General features: G+C 70.9%; 23 protein-coding genes and 3 tRNA genes. 18 read left to right on the forward strand and 8 right to left on the reverse strand.

Going from position 1 to position 23,661, the window contains the following annotated elements; all coding sequences use genetic code 11:
- Window positions 1-230: 230 nt before the first annotated feature.
- The 3 genes from WFI00_RS15660 to WFI00_RS15670 form a co-directional block, all read right to left on the reverse strand.
- Window positions 231-303, reverse strand: a tRNA-Phe gene (locus tag WFI00_RS15660).
- A gap of 80 nt (window positions 304-383) precedes the next feature.
- Window positions 384-457 (reverse strand) — tRNA-Asp (locus tag WFI00_RS15665).
- A gap of 27 nt (window positions 458-484) precedes the next feature.
- A tRNA-Glu gene (locus WFI00_RS15670) sits at window positions 485-557 on the reverse strand.
- 257 nt (window positions 558-814) lie between these two features.
- Here WFI00_RS15670 and WFI00_RS15675 point away from each other — a divergent pair.
- Window positions 815-2,209: a M23 family metallopeptidase gene (locus WFI00_RS15675; protein WP_442928336.1), complete on the forward strand. Its 1,395-nt coding sequence runs from the start codon at window positions 815-817 to the stop codon at window positions 2,207-2,209.
- Window positions 2,210-2,288: 79 nt separating this feature from the next.
- Here the strand turns inward: WFI00_RS15675 and WFI00_RS15680 are convergent, their stop codons facing one another.
- Window positions 2,289-2,822 carry an inorganic diphosphatase gene (locus WFI00_RS15680; protein ID WP_336631796.1) on the reverse strand — a complete coding sequence of 178 codons (534 nt, stop codon included), beginning with the start codon at window positions 2,820-2,822 and terminating at the stop codon, window positions 2,289-2,291.
- 114 nt (window positions 2,823-2,936) lie between these two features.
- Here WFI00_RS15680 and tilS point away from each other — a divergent pair, with 114 nt between their 5' ends.
- The 13 genes from tilS to WFI00_RS15745 all read left to right on the forward strand — a co-directional run bounded on the left by tilS (window position 2,937) and on the right by WFI00_RS15745 (window position 14,907).
- Window positions 2,937-3,926: a tRNA lysidine(34) synthetase TilS gene (gene tilS / locus WFI00_RS15685; RefSeq protein ID WP_336631797.1), complete on the forward strand. Its 990-nt coding sequence runs from the start codon at window positions 2,937-2,939 to the stop codon at window positions 3,924-3,926.
- A gap of 85 nt (window positions 3,927-4,011) precedes the next feature.
- Window positions 4,012-4,563, forward strand: coding sequence for a hypoxanthine phosphoribosyltransferase (gene hpt, locus WFI00_RS15690; protein WP_336631798.1), 552 nt, complete (start codon window positions 4,012-4,014; stop codon window positions 4,561-4,563).
- Between the two features lie 88 nt (window positions 4,564-4,651).
- Window positions 4,652-6,661, forward strand: a complete 2,010-nt coding sequence (ftsH, locus tag WFI00_RS15695; RefSeq protein ID WP_336631799.1) for an ATP-dependent zinc metalloprotease FtsH — start codon at window positions 4,652-4,654, stop codon at window positions 6,659-6,661.
- A gap of 9 nt (window positions 6,662-6,670) precedes the next feature.
- Window positions 6,671-7,270: a GTP cyclohydrolase I gene (gene folE / locus WFI00_RS15700; RefSeq protein WP_336631800.1), complete on the forward strand. Its 600-nt coding sequence runs from the start codon at window positions 6,671-6,673 to the stop codon at window positions 7,268-7,270.
- Between the two features lies 1 nt (window position 7,271).
- The gene (gene folP / locus WFI00_RS15705) at window positions 7,272-8,117 is read left to right on the forward strand and encodes a dihydropteroate synthase (RefSeq protein ID WP_336631801.1); all 846 of its coding nucleotides are present in this window, start codon (window positions 7,272-7,274) and stop codon (window positions 8,115-8,117) included.
- Window positions 8,111-8,527 carry a dihydroneopterin aldolase gene (folB, locus tag WFI00_RS15710; protein WP_442928337.1) on the forward strand — a complete coding sequence of 139 codons (417 nt, stop codon included), beginning with the start codon at window positions 8,111-8,113 and terminating at the stop codon, window positions 8,525-8,527. The genes folP and folB overlap by 7 nt, the downstream gene beginning before the upstream one ends.
- Window positions 8,524-9,063 carry a 2-amino-4-hydroxy-6-hydroxymethyldihydropteridine diphosphokinase gene (folK, locus tag WFI00_RS15715; RefSeq protein ID WP_336631803.1) on the forward strand — a complete coding sequence of 180 codons (540 nt, stop codon included), beginning with the start codon at window positions 8,524-8,526 and terminating at the stop codon, window positions 9,061-9,063. The genes folB and folK overlap by 4 nt, the downstream gene beginning before the upstream one ends.
- Window positions 9,060-9,554 (forward strand): DUF3180 domain-containing protein, encoded by a 495-nt coding sequence (locus tag WFI00_RS15720; protein ID WP_336631804.1) that lies wholly within the window; start codon window positions 9,060-9,062, stop codon window positions 9,552-9,554. Before folK ends, WFI00_RS15720 begins: the two co-directional genes overlap by 4 nt.
- Window positions 9,496-10,116: a PH domain-containing protein gene (locus WFI00_RS15725; protein ID WP_336631805.1), complete on the forward strand. Its 621-nt coding sequence runs from the start codon at window positions 9,496-9,498 to the stop codon at window positions 10,114-10,116. The genes WFI00_RS15720 and WFI00_RS15725 overlap by 59 nt, the downstream gene beginning before the upstream one ends.
- A complete protein-coding gene (locus WFI00_RS15730) occupies window positions 10,113-11,792 on the forward strand; it encodes a PH domain-containing protein (RefSeq protein ID WP_336631806.1) in 1,680 nt (559 codons plus the stop codon). The genes WFI00_RS15725 and WFI00_RS15730 overlap by 4 nt, the downstream gene beginning before the upstream one ends.
- A complete protein-coding gene (locus WFI00_RS15735) occupies window positions 11,789-12,484 on the forward strand; it encodes a DUF2520 domain-containing protein (RefSeq protein WP_336631807.1) in 696 nt (231 codons plus the stop codon). Before WFI00_RS15730 ends, WFI00_RS15735 begins: the two co-directional genes overlap by 4 nt.
- A 146-nt stretch (window positions 12,485-12,630) precedes the next feature.
- Window positions 12,631-14,181: a lysine--tRNA ligase gene (lysS, locus tag WFI00_RS15740; protein WP_336631808.1), complete on the forward strand. Its 1,551-nt coding sequence runs from the start codon at window positions 12,631-12,633 to the stop codon at window positions 14,179-14,181.
- A gap of 12 nt (window positions 14,182-14,193) precedes the next feature.
- Complete coding sequence (locus tag WFI00_RS15745) at window positions 14,194-14,907, forward strand: LysE family translocator (RefSeq protein WP_336631809.1); 714 nt, start codon at window positions 14,194-14,196, stop codon at window positions 14,905-14,907.
- A gap of 23 nt (window positions 14,908-14,930) precedes the next feature.
- On the opposite strand, the gene WFI00_RS15750 is transcribed toward WFI00_RS15745, so the two are convergent.
- On the reverse strand, window positions 14,931-16,097 hold the full coding sequence (locus tag WFI00_RS15750; protein WP_336631810.1) for a DUF4192 family protein: 1,167 nt from the start codon (window positions 16,095-16,097) through the stop codon (window positions 14,931-14,933).
- A gap of 101 nt (window positions 16,098-16,198) precedes the next feature.
- On the opposite strand from WFI00_RS15750, the gene WFI00_RS15755 reads away from it, so the two are divergent.
- From WFI00_RS15755 to WFI00_RS15765, 3 genes are all read left to right on the forward strand, one after another.
- The gene (locus tag WFI00_RS15755; RefSeq protein ID WP_336631811.1) at window positions 16,199-16,384 is read left to right on the forward strand and encodes a hypothetical protein; all 186 of its coding nucleotides are present in this window, start codon (window positions 16,199-16,201) and stop codon (window positions 16,382-16,384) included.
- Between the two features lie 70 nt (window positions 16,385-16,454).
- Window positions 16,455-17,924 carry a cardiolipin synthase gene (gene cls / locus WFI00_RS15760; protein WP_336631812.1) on the forward strand — a complete coding sequence of 490 codons (1,470 nt, stop codon included), beginning with the start codon at window positions 16,455-16,457 and terminating at the stop codon, window positions 17,922-17,924.
- 96 nt (window positions 17,925-18,020) lie between these two features.
- Window positions 18,021-18,749, forward strand: a complete 729-nt coding sequence (locus WFI00_RS15765; protein ID WP_336631813.1) for a hypothetical protein — start codon at window positions 18,021-18,023, stop codon at window positions 18,747-18,749.
- A gap of 43 nt (window positions 18,750-18,792) precedes the next feature.
- Here WFI00_RS15765 and WFI00_RS15770 read toward each other — a convergent pair whose 3' ends face one another.
- Entirely contained in the window at window positions 18,793-19,023 is a 231-nt protein-coding gene (locus tag WFI00_RS15770) for a helix-turn-helix domain-containing protein (protein WP_336631814.1), read from the reverse strand.
- Window positions 19,020-19,625, reverse strand: a complete 606-nt coding sequence (locus tag WFI00_RS15775) for a hypothetical protein (protein ID WP_336631815.1) — start codon at window positions 19,623-19,625, stop codon at window positions 19,020-19,022. Before WFI00_RS15775 ends, WFI00_RS15770 begins: the two co-directional genes overlap by 4 nt.
- Before the next feature lie 402 nt (window positions 19,626-20,027).
- On the opposite strand from WFI00_RS15775, the gene WFI00_RS15780 reads away from it, so the two are divergent.
- Entirely contained in the window at window positions 20,028-22,553 is a 2,526-nt protein-coding gene (locus WFI00_RS15780) for an ATP-dependent Clp protease ATP-binding subunit (protein WP_336631816.1), read from the forward strand.
- A 91-nt stretch (window positions 22,554-22,644) separates the two neighbouring features.
- Here the strand turns inward: WFI00_RS15780 and WFI00_RS15785 are convergent, their stop codons facing one another.
- Window positions 22,645-23,640, reverse strand: coding sequence for a zinc-binding metallopeptidase family protein (locus tag WFI00_RS15785; RefSeq protein ID WP_336631817.1), 996 nt, complete (start codon window positions 23,638-23,640; stop codon window positions 22,645-22,647).
- Window positions 23,641-23,661: the final 21 nt, after the last annotated feature.

The following is a 23,661-nucleotide window of genomic DNA, read 5'->3' on the forward strand; positions in this document are numbered from 1 at the left end:
TGGATAAGCCAGAGCCCCGGCTGGCAGAACACGCACGCCCGCCCGCCGAAACAACTCAACGAAAAGCGAAACGCGGCTCAACCGAATCGCGACGGTGGATCAGGGCTCAGCGATCGCCGGGCGGAGTTGACAGGCGGGCTCCAGAACCGCCCCTCACCGGCCAAAAGCAAAACCCCCGCCATGTAGAAGCTAGGCGAGGGTTTCTGGGACCGTTGTAACGACGGTCCGTGTGGCTCCGACGGGCGTCGATCCCGTGACCTCACGATTTTCAGTCGTGCGCTCTACCAACTGAGCTACAGAGCCGCGCGGCATCCGCCAAACCAATGACACTGCCGCGTCCTAGACGAAAGGCCCTCTGAAGACAAAGGGCCCGTCGCTCGGAGCGACCCTGACGGGACTTGAACCCGCGACCTCCGCCGTGACAGGGCGGCACGCTAACCAACTGCGCTACAGGGCCATGCTTTTTCAGTTATGTGTCGGAGAGTGACCCCAACGGGATTCGAACCCGTGCTACCGCCGTGAAAGGGCGGCGTCCTAGGCCGCTAAACGATGGGGCCGAGCGAACCCGGAGGCTCATTCTTACCGACGCTCAAGCATACGAGATCCCCGAGCAAATCGGAAATCGAGGGCGCGGGGTCCGTGCGCACGGCGATTTCGGGAGGAGGATGGCGGAGTCTGCGGATGCCCGGTTGCCCCTGTGCCTGTGGGGCGAATGTTGTTATTGTGACTCCTGGTGTCGGAGTGGCTCCGGCGGCCTGGCCTGCGGGAAAACCTGCGAGAGAACGTGCCGATGAGCGCGGGAAGAAGGCGTGACGTGGTGATGGACGAAGCCGGTTCCTCCGAGGACTGCGGCTGCGCGCCGACCAAGCGCGAGCTGACCTCGCTGCGCTCCCCTCTGACGCGGCGGACGGCCCTCGGCCTGGGCGGGCTCGGCGTGGTGGGGCTCGGCGCCCTCGGACTCGGCCTCGGGCCCGCCGCCTTCGCTGTGGACTACCCGTCGTGGGACGACGTGCAGAACGCCAAGAACAACGAGGCCGCCAAGGCTTCCGAGATCGACCGCATCCAGGGGCTCATCGCCGCCCTCCAGTCCGACGTGGCGGCCAAGCAGGCCGAGGCCGAGCGCCTCGCCAGCGAGTACGTCGCCGCCCAGATCGCCTACGAGACCGCGGTCGAGCAGTCCGAATCCCTGCAGGCGCAGGCCGACGCCGAGGCCGCGCGCGCCACGGAGACGGCCAAGAAGCTGGGTCGTCTCGCCGCTCAGCAGTACCGCGGCGGCGGCGACGACCCCGCGCTCGAGCTCTTCTTCTCCGGGTCGGCCGCGAGCGCCGACGACCTTCTCGCGAAGCTCGGCACGATGGACCGGCTTGTGGCGGCCAACCAGGGCGTCTATGCCGATGCCGTGAGCGCCCGCAACAACGCGCAGAACCTCAGCAACCAGGCGCAGGTCGCCCGCACCGAGCGCGACCGCCTGAAGAAGGAGGCCGAGCAGAAGATGCAGGCCGCCCAGGAGGCCGCCCAGGCTGCTCAGGCCGCGCTCGACGCGCAGACGCAGAACCTCGGCACCCTCCAGGCGCAGCTCGCCGCCCTCCAGGACACGACCGCCAAGACGATCGCCGACTACCAGATCGGCGTCGAGGAGGCCCGCAAGGCCGAGGAGGCCCGCCAGGCGGCGGCCGCCGCGGCGCGCGCCGCAGCTGCCGCGGCGGCAGCGGCCGAAGCCGAGGCCGCCGCGAACGCCGGCGGTGGAGGCGGCGGCGGTGGGGGCGGCGGTGGCGGCTCCGCGGGCAGCAACGGCTGGGTGCGTCCCGCCTCCGGCTACATCAGCTCGTGGTTCGGTGACCGCGGCAGCATCTGCGGCAACGGCTCCTGCACGAGCAGCGGGCACCGCGGCATCGACTTCGCGACCGGATGCTGGTCGCCGATCTACGCCGCGGCGTCCGGCACCGTCGTGTGGGCGCAGTACAGCGGCGACTGGGGCAACTACATCAAGGTCGACCACGGCGGTGGCCTCCAGACGGCGTACGCGCATATCGCGACCGGTGGGTACAACGTCGGCTACGGGCAGTCCGTGAACGCCGGCGACGTCATCGCCTACGTCGGAAGCACGGGCGCGTCGACCGGATGCCACCTCCATTTCGAGGTCTGGACCTGGGGCGACCGGATCGACCCGGCCCCCTTCCTCTACGACCGCGGCATCGACGTCTACTGACGCGAGGCCGCCGGAGACGACGAAGAGCGGATGCCGAGGCATCCGCTCTTCGCATGTGCGCGCCGCTCCGGCGCGGCACTCAGATGGTCTTGGGGGCGTGTCCCTCACCCTGCGTGGCGGTCTGGCCGCCCTCGTCCTGGAACCGCTGGAACGCCTCGCCGACCAGGCGCTCGGCCTCGGCCGCGTCGCCCCACTGGTCGACCTTGACCCACTTGTTCGGCTCGAGGTCCTTGTAGTGCTCGAAGAAGTGACCGATCTCGCCCTTGGTCCACTCGTCCAGGTCGGAGACGTCCTGGATGTGGTCCCAGCGCGGGTCCTTCGCGAGCACCGCGACGACCTTGTCGTCGCCGCCGGCCTCGTCGAGCATCTTCAGCACGGCCACGGGGCGCACCTTGGCCAGAACGCCCGGGTACAGGTCGCGGTCGAGCAGCAGCAGAACGTCGAGCGGGTCGCCGTCCTCGCCGAGGGTGTCCTCGAAGAATCCGTAGTTGGCGGGGTAGCCCATCGGGGTGAACAGCACGCGGTCCAGGAACACGCGGCCGGTGCCGTGGTCGACCTCGTACTTCACGCGGCTGCCGCGCGGGATCTCGATGACGGCGTCGTATGCGCCCATGCTGGTACTCCTTCGGAAAGTCAGGTGGATGCCGCGCATCAGCCTAGTCGCGCCCGTCGAGCGGGCACGAGCGGACGGGCGGCGAGAGCGTCGTCGCCTCGCTAGCGTGGTCGTGTGGACCATCGCCCCAGCCTCCCTCCCGCCGTCGCCGAGATCCGTCGCGCCGTGCGCGGCGCGCTGCACGGGGTCACCGGTCCGGTGCTGGTCGGGCTGTCCGGCGGAGCCGACTCGCTCGCGCTCGCCGCCGCCGTCGCGGTCGAGGCGCCCAAGGCGGGCGTGGCGGCGACCGCGACCGTCATCGACCACGGCCTGCAGGAAGGGTCCGACCGGGTCGCCGCGCGCGCCGCGGACGTGGCCGTATCGCTGGGCCTCCCCGCCCGCGTCGTGCGGGTGCACGTCGGCACCGAGGGCGGTCCCGAGGCCGCCGCGCGCGACGCGCGACGCTCGGCGCTCCTCGCCGCGGCCCGGGACGCGGGGGCCGAGGCCGTCCTGCTCGCGCACACCCTGGACGACCAGGCCGAGACGGTTCTCATCGGTCTCGCCCGGGGGTCGGGCGCCGCGAGCCTCGGCGGGATGTCGCCCGACCGCGAAGAGGAGGGCATCCGGATCCTGCGTCCTCTCCTGGGCATCCGCCGCGCGACGACGCGGGCCGCCTGTCTCGCCGAGGATCTGCCGCCCTGGGACGACCCGCACAACCTCGATCGCCGGTTCCTGCGGGTGCGCGTGCGTCAGGACGTGATGCCGGTCCTCGAGTCCGAGCTGGGTCCGGGGGTCGCCGAGGCGCTCGCCCGCACGGCCGAGCAGCTGCGCGAGGATGCCGCGGCCTTCGCCGACATGATCGACGAGACGATCGAGGACATCGTGGAGCACGCCGAGGCGGGCATCGCGGTGTCCGCTCCGGCGCTCGCCGCGAATCCGCCCGCCCTGCGCCACCGCATCATCCGGCACGTGGTGGCGAGCGAGTTCGGCGCGAGCCTCAGCCGCTCGCAGACCCTCGAGGTCGCGCGGCTCGTGACGGACTGGAGCGGGCAGGGCCCGATCGATCTGCCCGGATGCCGCGCCGCGCGCCGCGGCGATCGCGTCGTGTTCACCGCCCCCGACTGACCGGCGACCCGGCGCCCCCGTCGCGGGCCGGTGAGACCCACGATGCGCCGCACGGGAACCCGCGTGCGCGACCTACACTTGAGGGATGCGCGCGGCCGACATCGCTGACCAGCTGTCCACCGTCCTCGTCACCGAGGAACGGATCCACGAGAAGCTCGCCGAGCTCGCCGAGCGGGTCGAGGCCGACTACGAGGGCAAGGACCTCCTGCTGATCGGCGTGCTGAAGGGCGCCGTCATGGTCATGGCGGACTTCTCGCGCCAGCTGCGGCGCGACGTCACGATCGACTGGATGGCGGTGTCCTCCTACGGCGCCGGGACGAAGTCGAGCGGCGTGGTGCAGATCCGGAAGGACCTCGACACCGACCTGACGGGCAAGCACGTGCTGATCGTCGAGGACATCATCGACTCCGGCCTCACGCTCAGCTGGCTGCTCGAGAACTTCGCCTCGCGCGGGGCCGCGTCCATCGAGATCCTCGCCCTCCTGCGCAAGCCCGAGGCCGCGAAGGTCGAGATCGATTCGCGCTACGTCGGCTTCGACATCCCCACCGACTTCGTCGTCGGGTACGGCCTCGACTACGACGAGCGCTACCGCAACCTGCGCGACGTCGCCGTCCTCGCCCCGCACGTCTACAGCTGACGGACCGCGGCCGGGCGCCGCGCACACCGTACGCCGTGGGCGAATGCACAGTGATCGCATAGTGTGCGCGAGGTAGCCTGAGCGGACCATGGATTTCAAGAAGCTCACGCGCAACCCGTTCGTCTACGTGTTGCTCATCGGCGCGCTCCTGATCGCCGGGATGACGCTCATCTCGTCGCTGACCGGCGCCAAGCAGATCACGACGCAGGAGGGCCTGACCCTCCTCGGCGGCGGGTCCGTCACCGAGGTGACGACCACCGACGGCGATCAGCGCGTGGACATGACGCTGTCGAAGCCGTTCGAGGGCTCGACGCAGGTCCAGTTCTACTACGTCGCGCCCCGGGCCCAGGAAGTCGTGACGGCGATCGACGCGGCCAACCCGAAGGACGGCTTCAACGACGTCGTGCCGCGCACGACCTTCTTCGAGAGCATGATCTCGCTGCTGCTGCCGCTCCTGCTGCTCGGCCTCCTCTTCTGGTTCTTCTTCTCTGCCGCTCAGGGCGGCAACAGCAAGGTGATGCAGTTCGGGAAGTCACGGGCCAAGCTCGTGACGAAGGAGACCCCGACGGTCACCTTCGCCGACGTCGCCGGAGCTGACGAGGCCATCGAGGAGATGCAGGAGATCAAGGACTTCCTGAAGGACCCCGCGAAGTTCCAGGCCGTGGGCGCCCGCATCCCGAAGGGCGTGCTGCTGTACGGCCCTCCCGGAACCGGCAAGACGCTCCTCGCCCGCGCGGTCGCCGGCGAGGCGGGCGTCCCCTTCTATTCGATCTCCGGTTCCGACTTCGTCGAGATGTTCGTCGGCGTCGGTGCGAGCCGCGTGCGCGACCTGTTCACGCAGGCCAAGGAGAATGCCCCCGCGATCATCTTCATCGACGAGATCGACGCCGTCGGACGCCACCGCGGCGCCGGCATGGGCGGCGGACACGACGAGCGCGAGCAGACCCTCAACCAGATGCTCGTGGAGATGGACGGCTTCGACCCGAAGGTCTCGGTGCTCGTCATCGCGGCGACGAACCGCCCGGACATCCTCGACCCGGCGCTGCTGCGTCCGGGCCGGTTCGACCGTCAGATCGGCGTCGACGCGCCCGACCTCAAGGGGCGGCAGAAGATCCTCGAGGTCCACGGTCGCGGAAAGCCGCTCTCGCCGTCGGTCGACCTGTCGGTCATCGCGCGCAAGACGCCCGGCTTCACCGGCGCCGACCTCGCCAACGTGCTCAACGAGGCGGCGCTGCTCACGGCGCGCTCCAACGCTCAGCTCATCGACATGCGCGCCCTCGACGAGGCCATCGACCGCGTGATCGCGGGTCCGCAGCGGCGCACACGCGTCATGAAGGACCGCGAGAAGCTCATCACGGCGTACCACGAGGGCGGCCACGCGCTCGCGGCGGCGGCGATGAACAACACCGATCCGGTCACGAAGGTGACGATCCTCCCGCGCGGCAAGGCGCTCGGCTACACGATGGTGCTGCCCCTCGAGGACAAGTACTCGGTCACTCGCAACGAGCTGCAGGATCAGCTCACCTACGCGATGGGCGGCCGCGTGGCCGAGGAGATCGTGTTCCACGACCCCACCACCGGTGCCAGCAACGACATCGAGAAGGCGACGAGCATCGCCCGCAAGATGGTCACCGAGTACGGCATGACGACGGATGTCGGTCCGGTGAAGCTCGGCTCGTCGTCGGGCGAGGTGTTCATGGGCCGCGACATGGGCCACGGACGCGACTTCAGCGAGCGCATCGCGGAGCGGGTCGACCAGCAGGTGCGCTTGCTGATCGAGCAGGCCCACAACGAGGCGTACGAGGTCATCAACGCGAACCGCGACGTGCTCGACAAGCTGGCCCTGGCGCTCCTCGAGAAGGAGACGCTCGACCACCTCGAGCTCGCAGAGATCTTCACCCAGGTCAAGAAGCTGCCGCCGCGCCCGCAGTGGCTCTCCAGCAGCGACCGGCCCGTGTCCACGCTGCCGCCGGTCGAGGTGCCGCGTCGCCAGAACGACGCCGGTCTCGCGGCCTCCACAGCGGCGACCGCCGAGCAGGCCGCGGAGAAGGCACCCGTCCGGCGCCAGGCCGGGCAGGCACGTCCCGCCACAGCGTGAGGCTGCGACGTGGCCGTCGATCGTGACCGCGTCGCCGCCGCCGTGCGCGACATCCTCGCCGCGATCGGCGAGGACCCCGATCGCCCGGGGCTGAAGGCGACGCCCCAGCGGGTCGCCGACACCTATGCCGACTTCTTCTCGGGTGTGGGGGAGGACGCGGGCGCTCCGCTCGCGCATACGATCTCCGTCTCGCGCGGACCGGCCCCCGACACGCTCCCCTCGGGGGCGGTGCTCCTGCGCGACATCCGCTTCCGCTCCGTCTGCGAGCACCACCTGCTGCCGTTCGCGGGGCGCGCGCACATCGCCTACCTTCCCGGCGAGCAGGTCGTGGGCCTCGGGGCGCTGCCCCGCGTCGTCGACATCCTGGCCTCGCGCCCGCAGGTGCAGGAGCGCCTGGGGGAGCAGATCGCGGACACGATCGCCGGCTCCCTCGACGCCCGGGGCGTCGTCGTCGTGCTGTCGGCCCACCACGAGTGCGTCACGATGCGCGGCGGACGCCAGCCCGACGCCGCCACGGTGACCATCGCGGCGCGCGGTGAGCTCGCCGAGACCGCGGCGCGCGCGGAGATCATGATGCTCCTGAGCGGGCACGTGGACGGCGGCGGCTGAGATGACCCTCGTCATGGGCATCCTCAACGTCACCCCCGACTCGTTCAGCGACGGGGGCAGATACCTCGACCCGGATGCCGCGGTCGCGCACGGTCTGTCGCTGCGCGCCGCCGGCGCCGACCTGCTCGACGTGGGCGGCGAGTCCACGCGGCCCGGCGCCGAGCGCGTCGCGCCCGAGCTCGAGCAGGAGCGGGTGCTGCCCGTCGTCCACGCCCTCGCGAGCGCGGGCGTGACGGTGAGCATCGACACCATGAACGCGGCGACCGCCCTCGCCGCCGTCGCCGCCGGCGCCCGCATCGTCAACGACGTCTCCGGAGGGATCGCCGACCCCGAGATGCTCCCCGCCGTCTCGGGCTCGGGCGCCGACATCGTCCTGCAGCATTGGCGCGGCCCGTCCGCGGACATGTATGCGCACGCCGCCTACGGGGACCTCGCCGCGGAGCTCGCGGCCGAGCTGGAGGAGCGCGTCCGTGCGGCCGCGGCCGCGGGCATCTCGCCCGACCGGGTCATCCTCGACCCGGGGATCGGCTTCGGCAAGCGCGGCCCGCAGAACTGGCAGGCCCTGCACGCCCTCGCGCGGATCGTCGCGATCGGGCCGCGCGTGCTCGTCGGCACGAGCCGCAAACGCTTCCTCGCCGAGACGCTGGCGGATGCCGACGGGCGCGTGTCCGGCGCGCGTGCGCCGGGAGGCCCCGGAGCGGTGGACGAAGGACGACGCGACCTCGCCACCGCCGTGACGAGCGTGCTCGCCGCGCAGGCGGGCGCGTGGGCGGTGCGCGTGCACGACGTGACGGCGACGCGCGACGCGCTGGCCGTCTCCGGGGCGTGGGAGCGGGGAGGATGGTGAGTGTGGACATCCTCGACGAGATCACCCTGACGGGCATCCGCGCCTTCGGCCGCCACGGCGTGTACGACCAGGAACGTCGCGACGGCCAGGACTTCATCGTCGACGCGACCCTGTTCCTGAGCACGCGCCGGGCGGCCGAGACCGACGACGTCACCGACACCGTGCACTACGGCGAGGTCGCCGAGCGCATCGCGGAGATCGTCGGGGGGGAGCCGGTGAACCTCCTCGAGCGGCTCGCGGCGCGGATCGCGGACGACCTCCTCTCCCGGGGCGACGTCGAACGGGTCGCCGTCACCGTCCACAAGCCGCAGGCACCCATCCCGGTGCCCTTCGACGATGTCACCGTCACCATCCGCCGAGCCCGGGGCGGCGCCGCGGTCGGCGGGCAGACGGACGGGAGCGCCCGATGAACCGGCGACTCGCGCAGGGATACTCCGAGGAGCTCCCCCCGGTCGCGGATGCCGAGACCACCGCGGTCGTCGCGATCGGTGCGAACCTCGGCGACCGCGCCGCGACGATCGAGGAGGCACTGCGCGATCTCGGGAGGCTGCCGCTGACCACGGAGGTGCGCGCGGCCGCGCCGATCGAGTCGGTCGCGGTGACCCTCGACGGGCCGGATGCCTCGGCGCCCGCGTACCTCAACACGGTCGCCCTCGTCACGACGCGGCTCGCGCCGAGCGTCCTGCTGGCGTATCTGCACGCGATCGAGGCCCGCCACGGGCGCGAGCGCCGCGAGCGCTGGGGCGACCGCACGCTCGACCTCGACCTGATCGTCTACGGCGACGTGCGCAGCGCCGACCCCGCTCTGCTGCTGCCGCATCCGCGGGCGGCGGAGCGCGACTTCGTGCTCGCGCCGTGGCTCGTCGTCGACCCCGACGCCGAGCTGCCCGGGGCAGGCCCCGTGCGCGACCTGCTCGCCCGGCTGCGGAGCGGGGGCGCCGCATGAGGCGCACGCGTCCCGCCGTCCTCGTCGTCGCCGTGCTCGTGGGTGCCGTCGTGGGCTTCGGTGTCGACCAGCTCCTCACCGGCGCGGGTCAGGCGACCTTCACCCCGTCGTTGCTACTGCCGGTGCTGCTCGTGCTCCTCGGGGCAGCGACGGTGATGTTCGCGCTGCCCATCCGCCGGGCCATCACCGGGCGGAGCCCCGAGCCGGTGGATCCGTTCCGGGCCGTGCGCATCGCCATGCTCGCCAAGGCGTCCAGCATCGTGGGCGCGATCATGGCGGGTCTCGCCGCAGGGCTCCTGTCCTTCCTCCTCACGCGCCCCGTCGCCCCCGTAGGCTCGGTGGTGGCCGTGGTCACGACGCTCGTCGCGAGCCTCGTGCTGCTGGCGGCGGCCCTCGTGGCCGAGCACCTCTGCACCATCCGGAAGGACGACGATGACGAACACCCCGGACCTCCCACGGATCCCGGATTCGGACTCTCCCACCACGACTGACGCCGCGCCGGCGACACCCGGAGCGCCAGACCCCGTGTTGGACGCCGACACCTACCGCGCCGTCCTCGAGCCGCGCGGCGAGAGCCGACTGCCCCTCGGCGACGGCGTGTGGCATCAGATCTCCCCGAAGTACGTCACGGTGCAGCTGATCTCCACCGGCGCGTTCCTCGCCGTCGTGGTCGCCGCCGCGCTGTTCGCGTGGCTCGTCTGGGGGCTCGTGTGGGTGCTGATCCCGGCGGGAGTGCTCACGGTCGTCACGATCTGGACGCTCGTCATCCTGCCGCGACAGGCTCGCGCCTACGGCTATCAGCTCCGCGAGGACGACCTCGTCTTCCGGCGGGGGATCCTGTGGCAGCGGATGGTCGCCGTGCCGTACGGGCGCATGCAGCTCGTCGACATCACCCACGGGCCGCTCGATCGCGGTTTCGGCATCGCGCAGCTCAAGCTCGTCACGGCGGCGGCGACGACGGGGGTCACGATCCCCGGCCTGCGCCAGGAGAGCGCCGAACGGCTGCGCGACACGCTCATCGCGGTCGCCGAGACCCGCCGGACGGGCCTATGAGCGATCCGCTCGACCCGTCCGCCGTGCCCCATGGCGACCGGTCCGGGGCGCCCCGGACCGACGCGTCCGCCTCGCCTGAGGCCGGTGCTTCCGCGGCCGATGCCGAGGCGCCGATCGCGCCGTCGGCCGTCGCCGACGTGCGCTCGCCGCTCAGCGACGGGGAGTGGCACCGGCTGCACCCGCTGACGCCGATCCTCCGGGGTGGCCTGTTCCTCATCGTGGTGCTCGGCATCGTCATCACGAACCTCCGCGACCGGCTGATCGCGTTCTTCTTCCCGAGCCTGTCGGAATGGGAGCGGTACAACGGCGACCCGGTCGATTTCGTCTCGGAGAACAACCTGTGGCTGGTCGCGGGACTGGTCGTCCTCGTCGTGCTGCTGGCGCTGCTCGGCATCTTCTGGCTGTCGTGGCGGTTCCACACCTTCCGGATCACGGGCGACGACGTCGAGGTCCGCAGCGGTGTGCTGTTCCGCACGCATCGTCGCGCGCCCCTCGATCGTGTGCAGGGTGTCAACCTGACCCGCCCCATGGTCGCGCGACTGCTCGGTACCGCCAAGCTCGAGGTGGTCGGAGCGGGGCTGGATGCCAACGTCAAGCTCGAGTACCTGTCGACCGCGAACGCCGAAGCCGTCCGGGCGGACATCCTCCGCCTCGCCTCCGGCCGCCGGCTCGCCGAGGCGGGTGCGGCCCCGCGCGACGGGGTACCGCTCACCCGGGCCGCCGCGGGTGCCGTCGCCCAGGGGCTCTCGGGGCTCATCGACGGCGTCGACGGCCCGGCGGAGGAGCCCGCCTCTGTCGTCCACATCCCGGCCGGTCGCCTCGTGGCGTCGCACCTGCTGTCGGGCTCGACGCTGTGGCTGCTGGTGCTCGTCGGTGCGGTCGTCACCGGGTCGATCCTCGCGACGCCGTGGGTGCTGTTCACGATCGTGCCGATGGTGATCGCCTTCGGCGCGTACTGGTTCCGTTCGATCACCCGTGCGCTGCGCTACTCGATCGCCCCCACCTCCGCCGGCGTGCGGATCACCTTCGGGCTGTTCACGACGATCACCGAGACCCTTCCGCCGGGTCGGGTGCACGCCTTCGAGATCCATCAGCCGATCCTGTGGCGGCCGTTCGGGTGGTGGGCGATCCGCGTGAACCGCCTGTCCGGACGGTCCGCCTCCGACTCCCAAGCCCTCCAGGCGGCGACGGTGCTTCCCGTCGGCACCCGCGACGACGTCGCACGCGTGCTGCACCTCTTCCTTCCCGGCATCACGGCGGAGCAGATGTCGCCGCTCATCGAGGACGGCATGCTCGCGGTGGACCGCGGCACGACCGACGACCCCTACACGACGACGCCGCGCCGTGCGCGCTGGCTGCGTCCGTTGTCCTGGCGACGCAACGGTCTGCTGCTGACTCCGGAGCAGCTCCTGCTGCGCCGCGGGATGCTGCGCCGGTCGCTCGTCCTCCTTCCGCTCGCGCGCCTGCAGTCGGTGCGGATCTCCCAGGGCCCGCTCGCCCGCGCGCTCCGGGTCGCCGGGCTGACCGGTCACACCGTCGTGGGTCAGGTGTCGGGATCGGTGGGCGTCCTCGACCGCGACGATGCGCTCGTCGCGTGGGCCGGGATCGAGGCCGCGGCGCTGGCCGCGGCGGCGGGCGACCACTCGCATCGCTGGGATGAGGAGCCGGTCCGATGACGCCGGCGAGCAGGCTCGGGGTGGGCGTCATCGGGGCCGGGCGGGTCGGTCCGGTCCTGGGCGCGGCGCTCGCCGGTGCCGGCCACGCCCTCACCGGCATCACCTCGGGCTCCGATCCCGACCGCGTCGAGGCGATCCTGCCCGGCGTGCCCGTGCTGCCCGCCGACGAGGTCGTGCGCCGTAGCGAGCTGGTCGTGCTGGCCCTCCCCGAGGCGGAGCTGGCCGGCGTGGTCAACGGTCTCGCCGACCTCGGCGCTTGGCAGGTCGGTCAGCTCGTCCTGCACACCGTGCCCGGTCTAGGCGTGGGAGCTCTCGCCCCCGCGGCGTCCCGAGGCGCCATCCCGCTGGCCGTCCACCCCGCGATCGCCTTCACCGGCACCACCATCGACCTGCGCCAGCTGCGCGACGCGTTCGCCGCGGTCACGGCTCCCGCGGCGGTCCTGCCGATTGCGCAGGCTCTCGCCGTCGAGCTGGGTTGCGAGCCCGTCGTGGTCGCCGAGGCGGACCGTGCAGCGTACGGGGAAGCCATCGCGACGGCGACGGAGTTCTCCGCGTCGGTCGTGCGGCAGTCCGCCGGGCTCCTGCGGGAGGCGGGCGTGGAGGCGCCGGGGCGCTATCTCGCCAGTCTCATCCACTCCACGGTGGACCAGGCGCTGCGCGTCGCGACCGATGGGGTGGACCCGGAGCCCTGACGCACGGGGTCGCCCGGTGCAGCCCTCCCACCGACGCGGCCCCGCCCCGATGCGCCCCACCGCCGATGCGCCGATGGGCCGGCTCGCGGCGGAGCGCGGCCGTGCGCTGGATACACTGGAGGGTCACTTCCGAGGAGCCTGCCACCATGACCGACACCCCGCCCGCCGACGAGGCGCTCGAGGCCGTAGACGACGTGATCGAGCAGAAGGCGGTCCGCCTCGGCAAGCGTGACCGGCTGCTCGCGGAGCGTTCGGACGCGGCCGGCGGCCCGTACCCCGTCGCCGTTCCCGTCACCGACACCATCGCGGACCTGCGGTCGCGCTACGCGGACCTGGAGGCCGGCGCGGAGACCGGCGTGACCGCGTCGGTCGCGGGGCGCGTCGTGTTCAGCCGCAACACGGGCAAGCTGTGCTTCGCGTCGCTGCAGGCGGGCGACGGCTCGCGCATCCAGGCGATGGTGTCGCTCGCGGAGGTCGGTGAGGAGTCCCTCCAGGCGTGGAAGGACCTCGTGGATCTCGGCGACCACGTGTCGGTCACCGGTCAGGTCATCTCGAGCCGCCGCGGTGAGCTGTCGATCATGGTGAGCGCCTGGGCCATCGCGGCCAAGGCGCTGCTGCCGTTGCCGAACCTCCACAGCGAGCTGAGCGAGGAAAGCCGCGTGCGGTCCCGCTTCCTCGACCTGATCGTGCGCGATCAGGCCCGCGAGAGCGTGATCGCCCGCGCGAAGGTCAACGCCTCGCTGCGGCAGACGTTCGCCGGTCACGGCTTCCTCGAGGTCGAGACGCCCATGCTCCAGATCCAGCACGGCGGGGCTGCGGCGCGACCCTTCGTCACGCAGTCGAACGCGTTCGACGCGGAGCTCTATCTGCGCATCGCGCCGGAGCTCTTCCTCAAGCGCGCCGTCGTGGGTGGCATCGACCGCGTCTTCGAGATCAACCGCAACTTCCGCAACGAAGGCGCCGACTCGACGCACAGCCCCGAGTTCGCGATGCTCGAGGCCTATCAGGCGTACAGCGATTACCACGGCATCGCCGACCTGACGCAGGAGCTTATCCAGAACGCCGCGATCGCTGTCGCCGGCTCGACCACCGTGGTCTGGGCCGACGGCACCGAGTTCGATCTCGGCGGCCAGTGGGACCGGATCTCGATGTACGAGTCCCTGTCCGACGCCCTCGGCGCCGCCGAGCTTCCCGACGGGCTGCCCCGCACGATCACCCCGCGTACGCCCGTCGACGAGCTGAAGGCGCTCGCGGGCGCCGCGGGCGTCGAGGTGCCCGAGAAGGTCGCGACGCACGGGAAGTACGTCGAAGAGCTCTGGGAGCACTTCGTCAAGAGCGGGCTCAGCCGTCCGACGTTCGTCATGGACTTCCCTCTCGACACGAGCCCGCTCGTGCGCGAGCACCGCACGACGCCGGGGGTCGTGGAGAAGTGGGACCTCTACGTCCGCGGCTTCGAGCTCGCCACCGGGTACTCGGAGCTCGTGGACCCCGTCATCCAGCGCGAGCGGTTCGTCGAGCAGGCCAAGCTCGCCGCTCGCGGCGACGACGAGGCGATGCGCGTCGACGAGGAGTTCCTGCGCGCGCTCGAGCACGGGATGCCCCCGACCGGCGGGATGGGGATGGGCATCGACCGCCTGCTGATGGCCATCACCGGTCTCGGCATCCGCGAGACCATCCTCTTCCCACTCGTCAAGTAGCGGGGGGCGGGAGTGGCCTTCTCGCTCTGGCTCACGCTGGTCGTCGCGTGCGTCGTGATCAGCTTCACGCCCGGTGCGGGCGCGATCAACACGATGACCAACGCGCTCAGTCACGGATTCCGGCGGGCGATCTGGGGCATCCTCGGGCAGCAGGCGGCGCTCGTCGTGCTCATCGCCGTCGTCGCGCTCGGCGTCGGCGTGCTCGTCGCATCGTCGCCGCCTCTGTTCGCGACCATCCGGTATGCGGGAGCCGCCTACCTCGCCTACCTGGGTCTGCGGCTGATCCTGCGCCGCCCCCTCCCGGAGCCCGCTCGCGACCTCACCGTGCCCGCGGATCCTGTGCCGCCCGGAGCCGGCTCCGAGGCCGGCCCGGGCGAAGCCGCCGGCGAGAGCGGTCGGCTCCGCGTCGCTCGCGTCGTCGCGGAGTCGCGGTGGTCCATGTTCCGACGGGGACTCTGGGTGAACCTGCTCAACCCGAAGGCCATCGTCTTCTTCCTCGCGTTCCTGCCGCAGTTCATCCGCCCCGACGCCCCTCTCCTGCCGCAGTATGCGACCGTCGCGGTCACCGTCGTCGCCGTCGACATCGCCGTGATGTGGGGCTTCTTCGCGCTGGCGGCCCAGGGCTTCCGCCGCTTCACCCGGACCGCGCGCGGACAGCGGGTGATCGATCGCGTGTTCGGCGCCCTCTTCGTCGGAGTCGCGATCGTGCTCGCGTTCGTTCACTGACGGTCCTCCTCTCGCCGGTTCGGTCATCGGGGCCGGAACGCCCAGTCGGGCAGGTGTCCGGCGTTCACGAAGGTACGCACGATCCCGGCGAGTCCGTGGCGACGGTCGATCGACAGGGCCATCGCCGCGTAACGATCCGCGTGGGTGGAGCGTCCGAGCGCCCAGGCGAGCCAGGCGCACATCGAGAGAGGCCCCGGCCGCATGGCCTTCGGCACGAGCGCGGCCACCTCGCGGGCGAGAGTGAGAGCGGTGCCGAGCCGATCCGGGTCGGGCCGGTACCCGTCGCCCCACATGACTTCCGCAAGGTCGGAGGGGTAGTCCTCGCCGGCCTCCCACCGCCGCTGCGCCTCCGTCGCCACGTCGCCGCCGTCTTGATCGGTCGCCCACTGCACCAGGGCGATGTCCCGCAGCGCAGGGCGCGCGAGGCACCAGCCCAGCATCGCGGCGCGCATCGGAGCGAGTGGCGTCGACCAGCACAGCGCCTCCTCGAACAGGCAGGCCAGGTCGTCGAGCTCGCCCACCGCCTCGAGCGCTGCCGGGTCGATGCGCGTGGCCCTGCGTGGGGAGGCCGGGACGCCGCAGACCGCCTCCAGAGCCGCGCCGAGCGACGAGATCGCCTCCGCGACCGCGCGGCGGGCCTGCTGACCGACACGGGGAAGGGCGGCCCCGGAGGCCTGATCGCCGCGGGCGACGGCCCCGGACGCGGCGAGCGCGCCCGCCGCCGCGGCCGGGACACGGATGCTTCGCAGCGGGCGCCCGCCCGGCGGGAGCTCGTCGTCGTCGTGCGAGCCCCAGCCGTCGGACGCCACGGTCAGCAGGTCGACGATCCGCAATCCGCACGCGTCCGCGCGCACGCGCAACGCGTCGATCAGCGCGCCTCCCGGAAGGCGCGGCGTGCGCCCGGTGGGCGGCGAATGGCCGAGGTCGTCCTCCGACGAACCGATCGAGGCATCGGTGTACACGACGGCGGCGAACGCATCGACCTCGGCGACGCGGCAGAGCATCCCGATCGCCGCGCTCGCGACGCTCTCCACGGCGTCGGCGGGCGGCAGGTCGACGCGCAGCGCGCCGACGCTGCGGCCGCTCGCGAGCGGCACGAGGACGAGGCTCTCCCTCGGTGTACAGCCCAGCAGGCGGGGGACGAAGGCGAGGAACTGGGCCGCGTCGGCGGCCTTCACGGTGATCGACATGCGCACGAGCGTGCCCGGCCGCGACGCGTCGTGGGGCCGCGGAACCGCCGGTTGTGGACGCGAGATCGACGCCTTGTGGATAACTTCCGTACCATAGGAGCATGGACTCCTATTGGGCTGCCGTCGCCTGGTCACTGCTGCCCACGGTGGTCGTCCTCGGCCTCTTCGTGTTCGTCCTCCGCTCGATCCTGCGGATGGACCGTTCCGAGCGACGCGCGTACGCACGCGTCGAGGCGGAGGAGCGCGCGAAGCGCGGACTTCCGCCGCTGAGCTCCGACCCGAGGTGACCGAGCGCGTCGGCCCTACTCGCTACGCTGATCCCCAGGCGGCCGAGAGCATCGCCGGAGAGGAACCGACGTGCTGAGCATCACGGTCGATTGGACATGGACCTGGTACGTCGTCCTCCTCACACTGATCGACATCACGATCCGCGTGCTCGCGGTGATCTTCGTGCCCCGGAACCGTCGGCCGACCGCCGCGATGGCGTGGCTGCTCGCCATCTACTTCATCCCGGTGATCGGCGTCCTGCTGTTCCTGCTGATCGGCAACCCGCGTCTGCCGCGCAAGCGCCGGCGCAAGCAGGAGGTCATCAACGAGAGCATCCGCCACATGAGTCGCGGGCTCGACCTCGGGACGCTCCGACCGAACGCGCCGCACTGGTTCCGTGCGCTCGTCCGACTCAACCGCAACCTCGGAGCCATGCCGATCTCCGGCGACAACGGGGCGACGCTGATCTCGGGGTACCAGGATTCGATCGATGCGATGGCGGAGGCCATCCGCGGGGCGAACCAGTACGTCCACGTCGAGTTCTACATCCTGCAATCCGATGCCACGACCGACGGGTTCTTCGCCGCGCTCGAAGAGGTCGCCGCGCGCGGCGTCAAGGTGCGCGTTCTGCTGGACCACTGGGCCAACCGAGGCAAGCCGTATTACCGCCAGACGCTCGCGCGGCTGACCGGGATGGGCGCCGACTGGCACCTGATGCTGCCGGTGCAGCCGTTCCGTGGAGCGTACACGCGCCCCGATCTGCGCAACCACCGCAAGCTCCTCGTCGTCGACGGGGTGGTCGCGTTCACGGGGTCGCAGAACGTGACCGACTCGACCTACAACCTGCCGAAGAACATCAAGCGGGGCCTGCACTGGGTCGACATGATGACCCGCGTCGACGGGCCCGTGGTGGCATCCATCAACGCCGTCTTCCTGTCGGACTGGTACAGCGAGACCGACGAACTCGTCGACGACATCGAGATCTTCCACGTGCAGCCGGGGACGGGCGACCTGGACTGCCAGATCATCCCGTCGGGGCCAGGGTTCGAGTTCCAGAACAACCTCAAGCTGTTCATGTCGCTGCTGTTCGCCGCGCGTGAGAAGATCATCATCGTCTCGCCGTACTTCGTCCCCGACGAGGGTCTCCTCCTCGCCATCCAGACCGCCTGCCAGCGCGGGGTGCACGTGGAACTGTTCGTCTCGGAAGAGGGCGACCAGGCCATGGTGTACCACGCCCAGCGCAGCTACTACGAGGCGCTGCTGCGCGGTGGCGTGAAGATCTACATGTACGAGAAGCCCTTCATCCTGCACTCCAAGTCGATGTCCATCGACGACGAGGTCGCCGTCATCGGGTCGAGCAACATGGACATGCGTTCGTTCGGTCTGAACCTCGAGATCTCGCTCCTCGTGCGGGGGGAGGAGTACGTGCGGCAGCTGCGTGCCGTCGAAGACGAGTACCGCTCGCTGAGCCGCGAGCTGACACTGGAGGAGTGGCTGACGCAGCCGCTGCGCTCGACGGTGCTCGACAACATCGCGCGCCTGACCTCCGCACTGCAATGAGACGCTTTCCGCGGCCCCGACACTATGAGGGTGGGCGCCCGGATCTCCCGGCGCCGGAAGGCCGACGAGAGTCGCACGCACCGGAAGGATGACCTCATGACACCCGCACGCCGCCTCGCCCCCTTCATCGCCCTCCTCGCCGCCGGTGCCTTCGCGCTCGCCGGATGCGCGGGCGCTACCCCTCCGGCGGCGTCCGGATCGCCCACGGCGTCGGATGCTGCGCCGTTGCAGGTCGAGGCCGGCTGGCTCGACGGAGGTCGCCAGATCGCCCTCGTCACCTGGGGGTCCTCGACCTGCGTGCCGACGGCGGCCGATGTGGCGGTGCAGGCGGACGGCGCCATCGCCGTGACGCTCGACGACGGTCCCGCCGACCGGGTGTGCACGGCCGACTTCGCCCCGCGCGCGACCCTCGTCGGCGTTCCGGACGGCGTCGACCCGGCAGCGGGCATCGACCTCGTGGTCTCCTTCGCCGAGGGCGGCCGCGGCGAGACCGCTCTGCCGCCGCTCGCGGGCGCGCCCGGCGGCGACGCCGTGGCGTACGCGCCGAGCGCCGGATGGGTGGGCGACGATCTGATCGCGATCCTCAGCTGGGGCTCGTCGTCGTGCGCGCCGGTGGTGAAGGATGTCGCCGCACCCACGCCGACCGAGGTCGCGGTGACCTTCGCCGATCAGCCGGCGGACCAGCCCTGCACGATGGACATGGCCTCCCGCGTCGCCCTCGCGAGTGTCGAGGGGCTCGGCGTGGAGCGCACAGGATCGAGCGTCGTGCTCTCCGGCGGGGACGCGCAGTTCGAGACCCCCGTGACGGTCTCGATCCTCGGCTGAGACGAAGGCGGGGGTTCGTCGATCCGAGTCCCCGCCCCCGTCCTCAGTCTGCGCGCACGAGCAGTTCGCCCACCTCGCAGTCGAGCGCGCGGCAGATCGCCGACAGCGTCGAGTAGCGGACGGCCCGTGCACGGTCGTTCTTCAGCACCGACAGGTTCACCACCGACACCCCGACGAGCTCGGACAGCCGGGCGAGCGTCATGCCCCTCTCGGCGAGCAGCTCGTCGAGGCGGCAATGGATGCCGGTCGGCTCCTCGTCGTCCGCGGGGCTCACACGAGTCCCTCGGTGTCGCGCTGCAGCCGCGCGCCGGCGCGGAAGACGTAGGCGAGGGCGATCAGCCCCAAGCCCACGACGACCGGCACGGGCGTGAACAGGAAGCCGGGCTCGACGACGCCGCCCAGGGAGTCGGAGAGGTCGTCGGCCGCCATCATGCGCCCGATGCCGCCGAGCCCTTGTGCGAGGAGACTACCGATCCCCAGCGCGCTCCCCGCGGCGATCGCCGCGGCGGGGAGCGAACGATGGAACGGCCGCCGCTGCGCCACGCCCCACAGTGTGGCGGCGAAGCAGAGGGTCACGACGCCGATCACGAGGGCGTCGATCAGATCTCCCGCGGCGAGCAGCCAGGTCGCCCCCGGCGAGAGAGCCGACGTGCGCACGACGATGCTGTCTCCGTAGGCATCGATGACGCCGGGGCCGGTCGCGACGGGGATGTGCGCGAGCAGGCTCACGGGGTAGCGCGCCGGGTCGATCACGCGGGTGATCGCGGTGAAGACTCCCAGTGCGGCCATGATGAGACCGCCGGCCAGGCCGACCCCCAGGATCACCCGGATGCCGATGCGGTCGGCCTTGCCCGGTTCGGTCGCCGTCGTCGTCATGGTCGTCGTCCTCTCGGTACTCCAGCGGAAATGTATCGATTGTCGATACTAACGATAAACGATATGAACGCCGCGTCAAGCGGAGGAGACCTGCGGCGGCTCGTGGGCGGCACCCGTCACATCAGCAGGCTCGATCGAGCCCCGCGGCGCCGTCGGGGCGAGGATGAGCGGATCTGGCCTGCTTTCGCCACGCCCCGGGCGAGCACCCGGGGTCGCCCGGGCCGCCCGGGCCACCCCCGTGCCAGCCGGGCGAGCTCGCACCCGCGGCTGAAGCCGTGGCGGCCGAAGCCGTGGCGGCGCGGGGAGACCATCACGCCCCCAGCGAACACGGGCATGCGGGCATCCGGCTCTCGTTAGCCTCTACGTAGGTGCCAGAACACTGGGCACCCGGAGGAGTCTGACATGTTCGAGAGATTCACGGACCGTGCCCGTCGTGTGGTCGTCCTCGCCCAAGAAGAGGCGAAGATGCTCAACCACAACTACATCGGCACCGAGCACATCCTGCTCGGTCTCATCCACGAGGGCGAGGGCGTCGCCGCCAAGGCGCTCGAGAGCCTGGGGATCTCGCTGGACGCCGTCCGCGAGCAGGTCCAGGACATCATCGGCCAGGGTCAGCAGCAGCCGACCGGCCACATCCCCTTCACGCCGCGCGCCAAGAAGGTGCTCGAGCTGAGCCTGCGCGAAGCGCTCCAGCTCGGCCACAACTACATCGGCACCGAGCACATCCTGCTCGGCCTCATCCGCGAGGGCGAGGGCGTCGCCGCCCAGGTTCTCGTCAAGCTCGGCGCCGACCTGAACAAGGTGCGCCAGCAGGTCATCCAGCTGCTCTCGGGCTACCAGGGCAAGGAGCCCGCGGGCGTCGCCGCCGGTGCCGGCGAGCAGAACCAGCAGGGCGCCCAGGGCGGCTCGGCGGTGCTCGACCAGTTCGGCCGCAACCTCACTCAGGCCGCGCGCGACAACAAGCTCGACCCGGTCATCGGGCGCGAGAAGGAGATCGAGCGCGTGATGCAGATCCTGTCGCGCCGCTCGAAGAACAACCCCGTCCTCATCGGCGAGCCCGGCGTCGGCAAGACCGCCGTCGTCGAGGGCCTCGCGCAGGCGATCGTGAAGAACGACGTCCCCGAGACGCTGAAGGACAAGCAGGTCTACTCGCTCGACCTCGGCTCGCTCATCGCCGGGTCCCGTTACCGCGGCGACTTCGAGGAGCGCCTGAAGAAGGTCACCAAGGAGATCCGCACGCGCGGCGACATCATCGTCTTCATCGACGAGATCCACACCCTCGTGGGTGCGGGCGCCGCCGAGGGCGCGATCGACGCGGCGTCGATCCTCAAGCCCCTCCTCGCCCGCGGCGAGCTGCAGACGATCGGTGCGACGACCCTCGACGAGTACCGCAAGCACTTCGAGAAGGATGCCGCGCTCGAGCGCCGGTTCCAGCCGATCCAGGTGGCCGAGCCGAGCCTGCCCCACGCGATCAACATCCTGAAGGGTCTGCGCGACCGCTACGAGGCGCACCACAAGGTGCAGATCACCGACGGCGCCATCGTCGCGGCGGCGAACCTCGCCGACCGCTACATCAGCGACCGGTTCCTGCCCGACAAGGCGATCGACCTGATCGACGAGGCCGGTGCACGCCTGCGGCTGTCGATCCTGTCGTCCCCGCCGGAGCTGCGCGAGTTCGACGAGAAGATCGCCAAGGTCCGCGAGGACAAGGAGACCGCCAGCGAGGAGCAGGACTTCGAGAAGGCCGCGTCGCTGCGCGACGAGGAGAAGTCCCTGCTCGCCGAGCGCCTGCGTCTCGAGAAGCAGTGGCGCAGCGGCGACGTCGCGAGCCACGCGGTCGTCGACGAGGGCCTGATCGCCGAGGTCCTGGCTCAGGCCACGGGCATCCCGGTGTTCAAGCTCACCGAGGAGGAGACCAGCCGTCTCGTCTTCATGGAGAAGGCGCTGCACCAGCGCGTCATCGGCCAGGAGGAGGCGATCGCGGCGCTGAGCCGCACGATCCGCCGTCAGCGCGCCGGCCTCAAGGACCCGAAGCGTCCGTCGGGCTCGTTCATCTTCGCCGGTCCCACGGGCGTCGGCAAGACCGAGCTCGCCAAGGCGCTCGCCGAGTTCCTCTTCGACGACGAGGGCGCCCTCATCTCGCTCGACATGAGCGAGTTCGGCGAGAAGCACACGGTCTCGCGCCTGTTCGGTGCCCCTCCCGGGTTCGTCGGCTTCGAGGAGGGCGGTCAGCTCACCGAGAAGGTGCGTCGCAAGCCGTTCTCCGTCGTCCTGTTCGACGAGATCGAGAAGGCCCACCCCGACATCTTCAACTCGCTGCTGCAGATCCTCGAAGAGGGTCGCCTGACCGACGGTCAGGGCCGCGTCGTCGACTTCAAGAACACGGTCATCATCATGACGACCAACCTGGGCTCGTCGGCGATCGCCGGCGGTCCGGTCGGGTTCCAGGTCGAGGGCAACGCGCAGACGACGTACGAGCGGATGAAGGGCAAGGTCGACGAAGAGCTCAAGCGTCACTTCAAGCCCGAGTTCCTCAACCGCGTCGACGACGTCATCGTCTTCCCGCAGCTGAACAAGGACGAGCTCCGCCAGATCGTGGGCCTGTTCACGAAGCGGCTGAGCGAGCGTCTGCTCGACCGCGACATGACGGTCGAGCTGTCGGACGCCGCGAAGGACCGCCTCATCGAGATCGGCTTCGACCCGACGCTCGGCGCCCGGCCGTTGCGCCGTGCGATGCAGCGCGAGGTCGAGGACCAGCTGTCGGAGCGCATCCTGCACGGCGAGCTGAACCCCGGCGACCACGTGAAGGTCGACGCCGAGAACGGGAAGTTCCTCTTCGAGCACGGTCCGCGGGGCGAGAAGGTCTCGGTGGGTGTCGGCGCTGCCGGAGAGATCGAAGCCACCCCCGACATCGTCGCGGGCGGCTGAGCACGCACGACCAGGACGGACACGAAGGGGCGGATGCTGCGGCATCCGCCCCTTCGTCGTACCGCGGGGCTAGGCGGACCGAGTCCGGCCGCTACTGCGCGGTCGGACGCAGGGACGCGACGAACTCGAGCTTGTCGAGGACGGGCGCGGGGATGACGAAGGGGTAGAGGTCGCTCTCGCCCATCGACCGGTTGACGAGGTTCAACGCCGTCGACAGCGGGATCCATACCTCGCCGACGAAGGCCGAGAAGCTCGGGTAGCCGATGGTGTCGGTGAGGGGGAGGAGGCCCGTCACGACGGCGGTCTCGACCGTGTCGCAGATGTGCAGGTAGTGCGCCCAGGTCTCGGCGAAGTCCTCGTAGGGATGCATCGTCGCGTACGCCGAGATGAAGCGCTCCTGCCACCCCTCCGGCGCCCCCTCGTCGTAGTGGCGCTGGATGGCGGCGTCGTAGTCGACGGTCTCGTCGCCGAACAGCTCCCGCGCACGCGCGAGGATCGACGGGTCCGATTCGACGAGGCGCCACTCCATGTAGTGGCCCACCTCGTGCCGGAAGTGCCCGAGCATCGTGCGGTACGGCTCGGCGAGCTCGTGCCGGATGCGCTCGCGATGCGAGTCGTCGCCCTCGGCGAGGTCGATCGTGACGATCCCGTCGGAGTGACCGGTGATCACCGGAACCCGCACGGACGACAGCAGGTCGAACGCGAGCCCGTCGACGGGGTCCGCCGACTTCGGCACCACCGGGAACCCGAGGGTGTCGAGCTCGGCGACGAGGTGACGTTTGGCGCGCTCGGCGATGACGAACTCCGCCAGCCCGCGGGGATCGTCGTCGGCGGGCCGCGTGCGGGTGAGATCGCAGGCGGCGCACTGGCCGCCCTCGAGCGGTGCGAGCCACGTGCAGCCGGAGAGCCCGAGGTTGCGGCAGACGTGCCACACCCAGCCCTCCGCGTCGACGTAGACGCCCGCCACGTCGACCGGCACGATGTCGCGTTCGCGGCGGGAGTACCCGAGCGGCGTCGCGCAGGCCACGCACACCGAGTTCTCGAAGTAGAGGACGTTCGCGCAGACGCGGCAGGAGTAGGCCTTCACGCGTTCAGCCTGTCACGACAC

The organism is Microbacterium sp. MMO-56 (assembly GCF_037146215.1).
Lineage (GTDB): Bacteria > Actinomycetota > Actinomycetes > Actinomycetales > Microbacteriaceae > Microbacterium.

Coding starts and splice junctions, on each gene's coding strand:
- folP (WP_336631801.1), top strand. CDS start 7,272: ATGACCCTCGTCATGGGCATCCTCAACGTCACCCCCGACTCGTTCAGC.
- ftsH (WP_336631799.1), top strand. CDS start 4,652: ATGGATTTCAAGAAGCTCACGCGCAACCCGTTCGTCTACGTGTTGCTC.
- WFI00_RS15730 (WP_336631806.1), top strand. CDS start 10,113: ATGAGCGATCCGCTCGACCCGTCCGCCGTGCCCCATGGCGACCGGTCC.
- WFI00_RS15780 (WP_336631816.1), top strand. CDS start 20,028: ATGTTCGAGAGATTCACGGACCGTGCCCGTCGTGTGGTCGTCCTCGCC.
- WFI00_RS15765 (WP_336631813.1), top strand. CDS start 18,021: ATGACACCCGCACGCCGCCTCGCCCCCTTCATCGCCCTCCTCGCCGCC.
- lysS (WP_336631808.1), top strand. CDS start 12,631: ATGACCGACACCCCGCCCGCCGACGAGGCGCTCGAGGCCGTAGACGAC.
- WFI00_RS15775 (WP_336631815.1), bottom strand. CDS start 19,625: ATGACGACGACGGCGACCGAACCGGGCAAGGCCGACCGCATCGGCATC.
- hpt (WP_336631798.1), top strand. CDS start 4,012: ATGCGCGCGGCCGACATCGCTGACCAGCTGTCCACCGTCCTCGTCACC.
- WFI00_RS15720 (WP_336631804.1), top strand. CDS start 9,060: ATGAGGCGCACGCGTCCCGCCGTCCTCGTCGTCGCCGTGCTCGTGGGT.
- WFI00_RS15725 (WP_336631805.1), top strand. CDS start 9,496: ATGACGAACACCCCGGACCTCCCACGGATCCCGGATTCGGACTCTCCC.
- WFI00_RS15680 (WP_336631796.1), bottom strand. CDS start 2,822: ATGGGCGCATACGACGCCGTCATCGAGATCCCGCGCGGCAGCCGCGTG.
- folB (WP_442928337.1), top strand. CDS start 8,111: ATGGTGAGTGTGGACATCCTCGACGAGATCACCCTGACGGGCATCCGC.
- WFI00_RS15755 (WP_336631811.1), top strand. CDS start 16,199: ATGGACTCCTATTGGGCTGCCGTCGCCTGGTCACTGCTGCCCACGGTG.
- WFI00_RS15750 (WP_336631810.1), bottom strand. CDS start 16,097: ATGTCGATCACCGTGAAGGCCGCCGACGCGGCCCAGTTCCTCGCCTTC.
- WFI00_RS15735 (WP_336631807.1), top strand. CDS start 11,789: ATGACGCCGGCGAGCAGGCTCGGGGTGGGCGTCATCGGGGCCGGGCGG.
- folK (WP_336631803.1), top strand. CDS start 8,524: ATGAACCGGCGACTCGCGCAGGGATACTCCGAGGAGCTCCCCCCGGTC.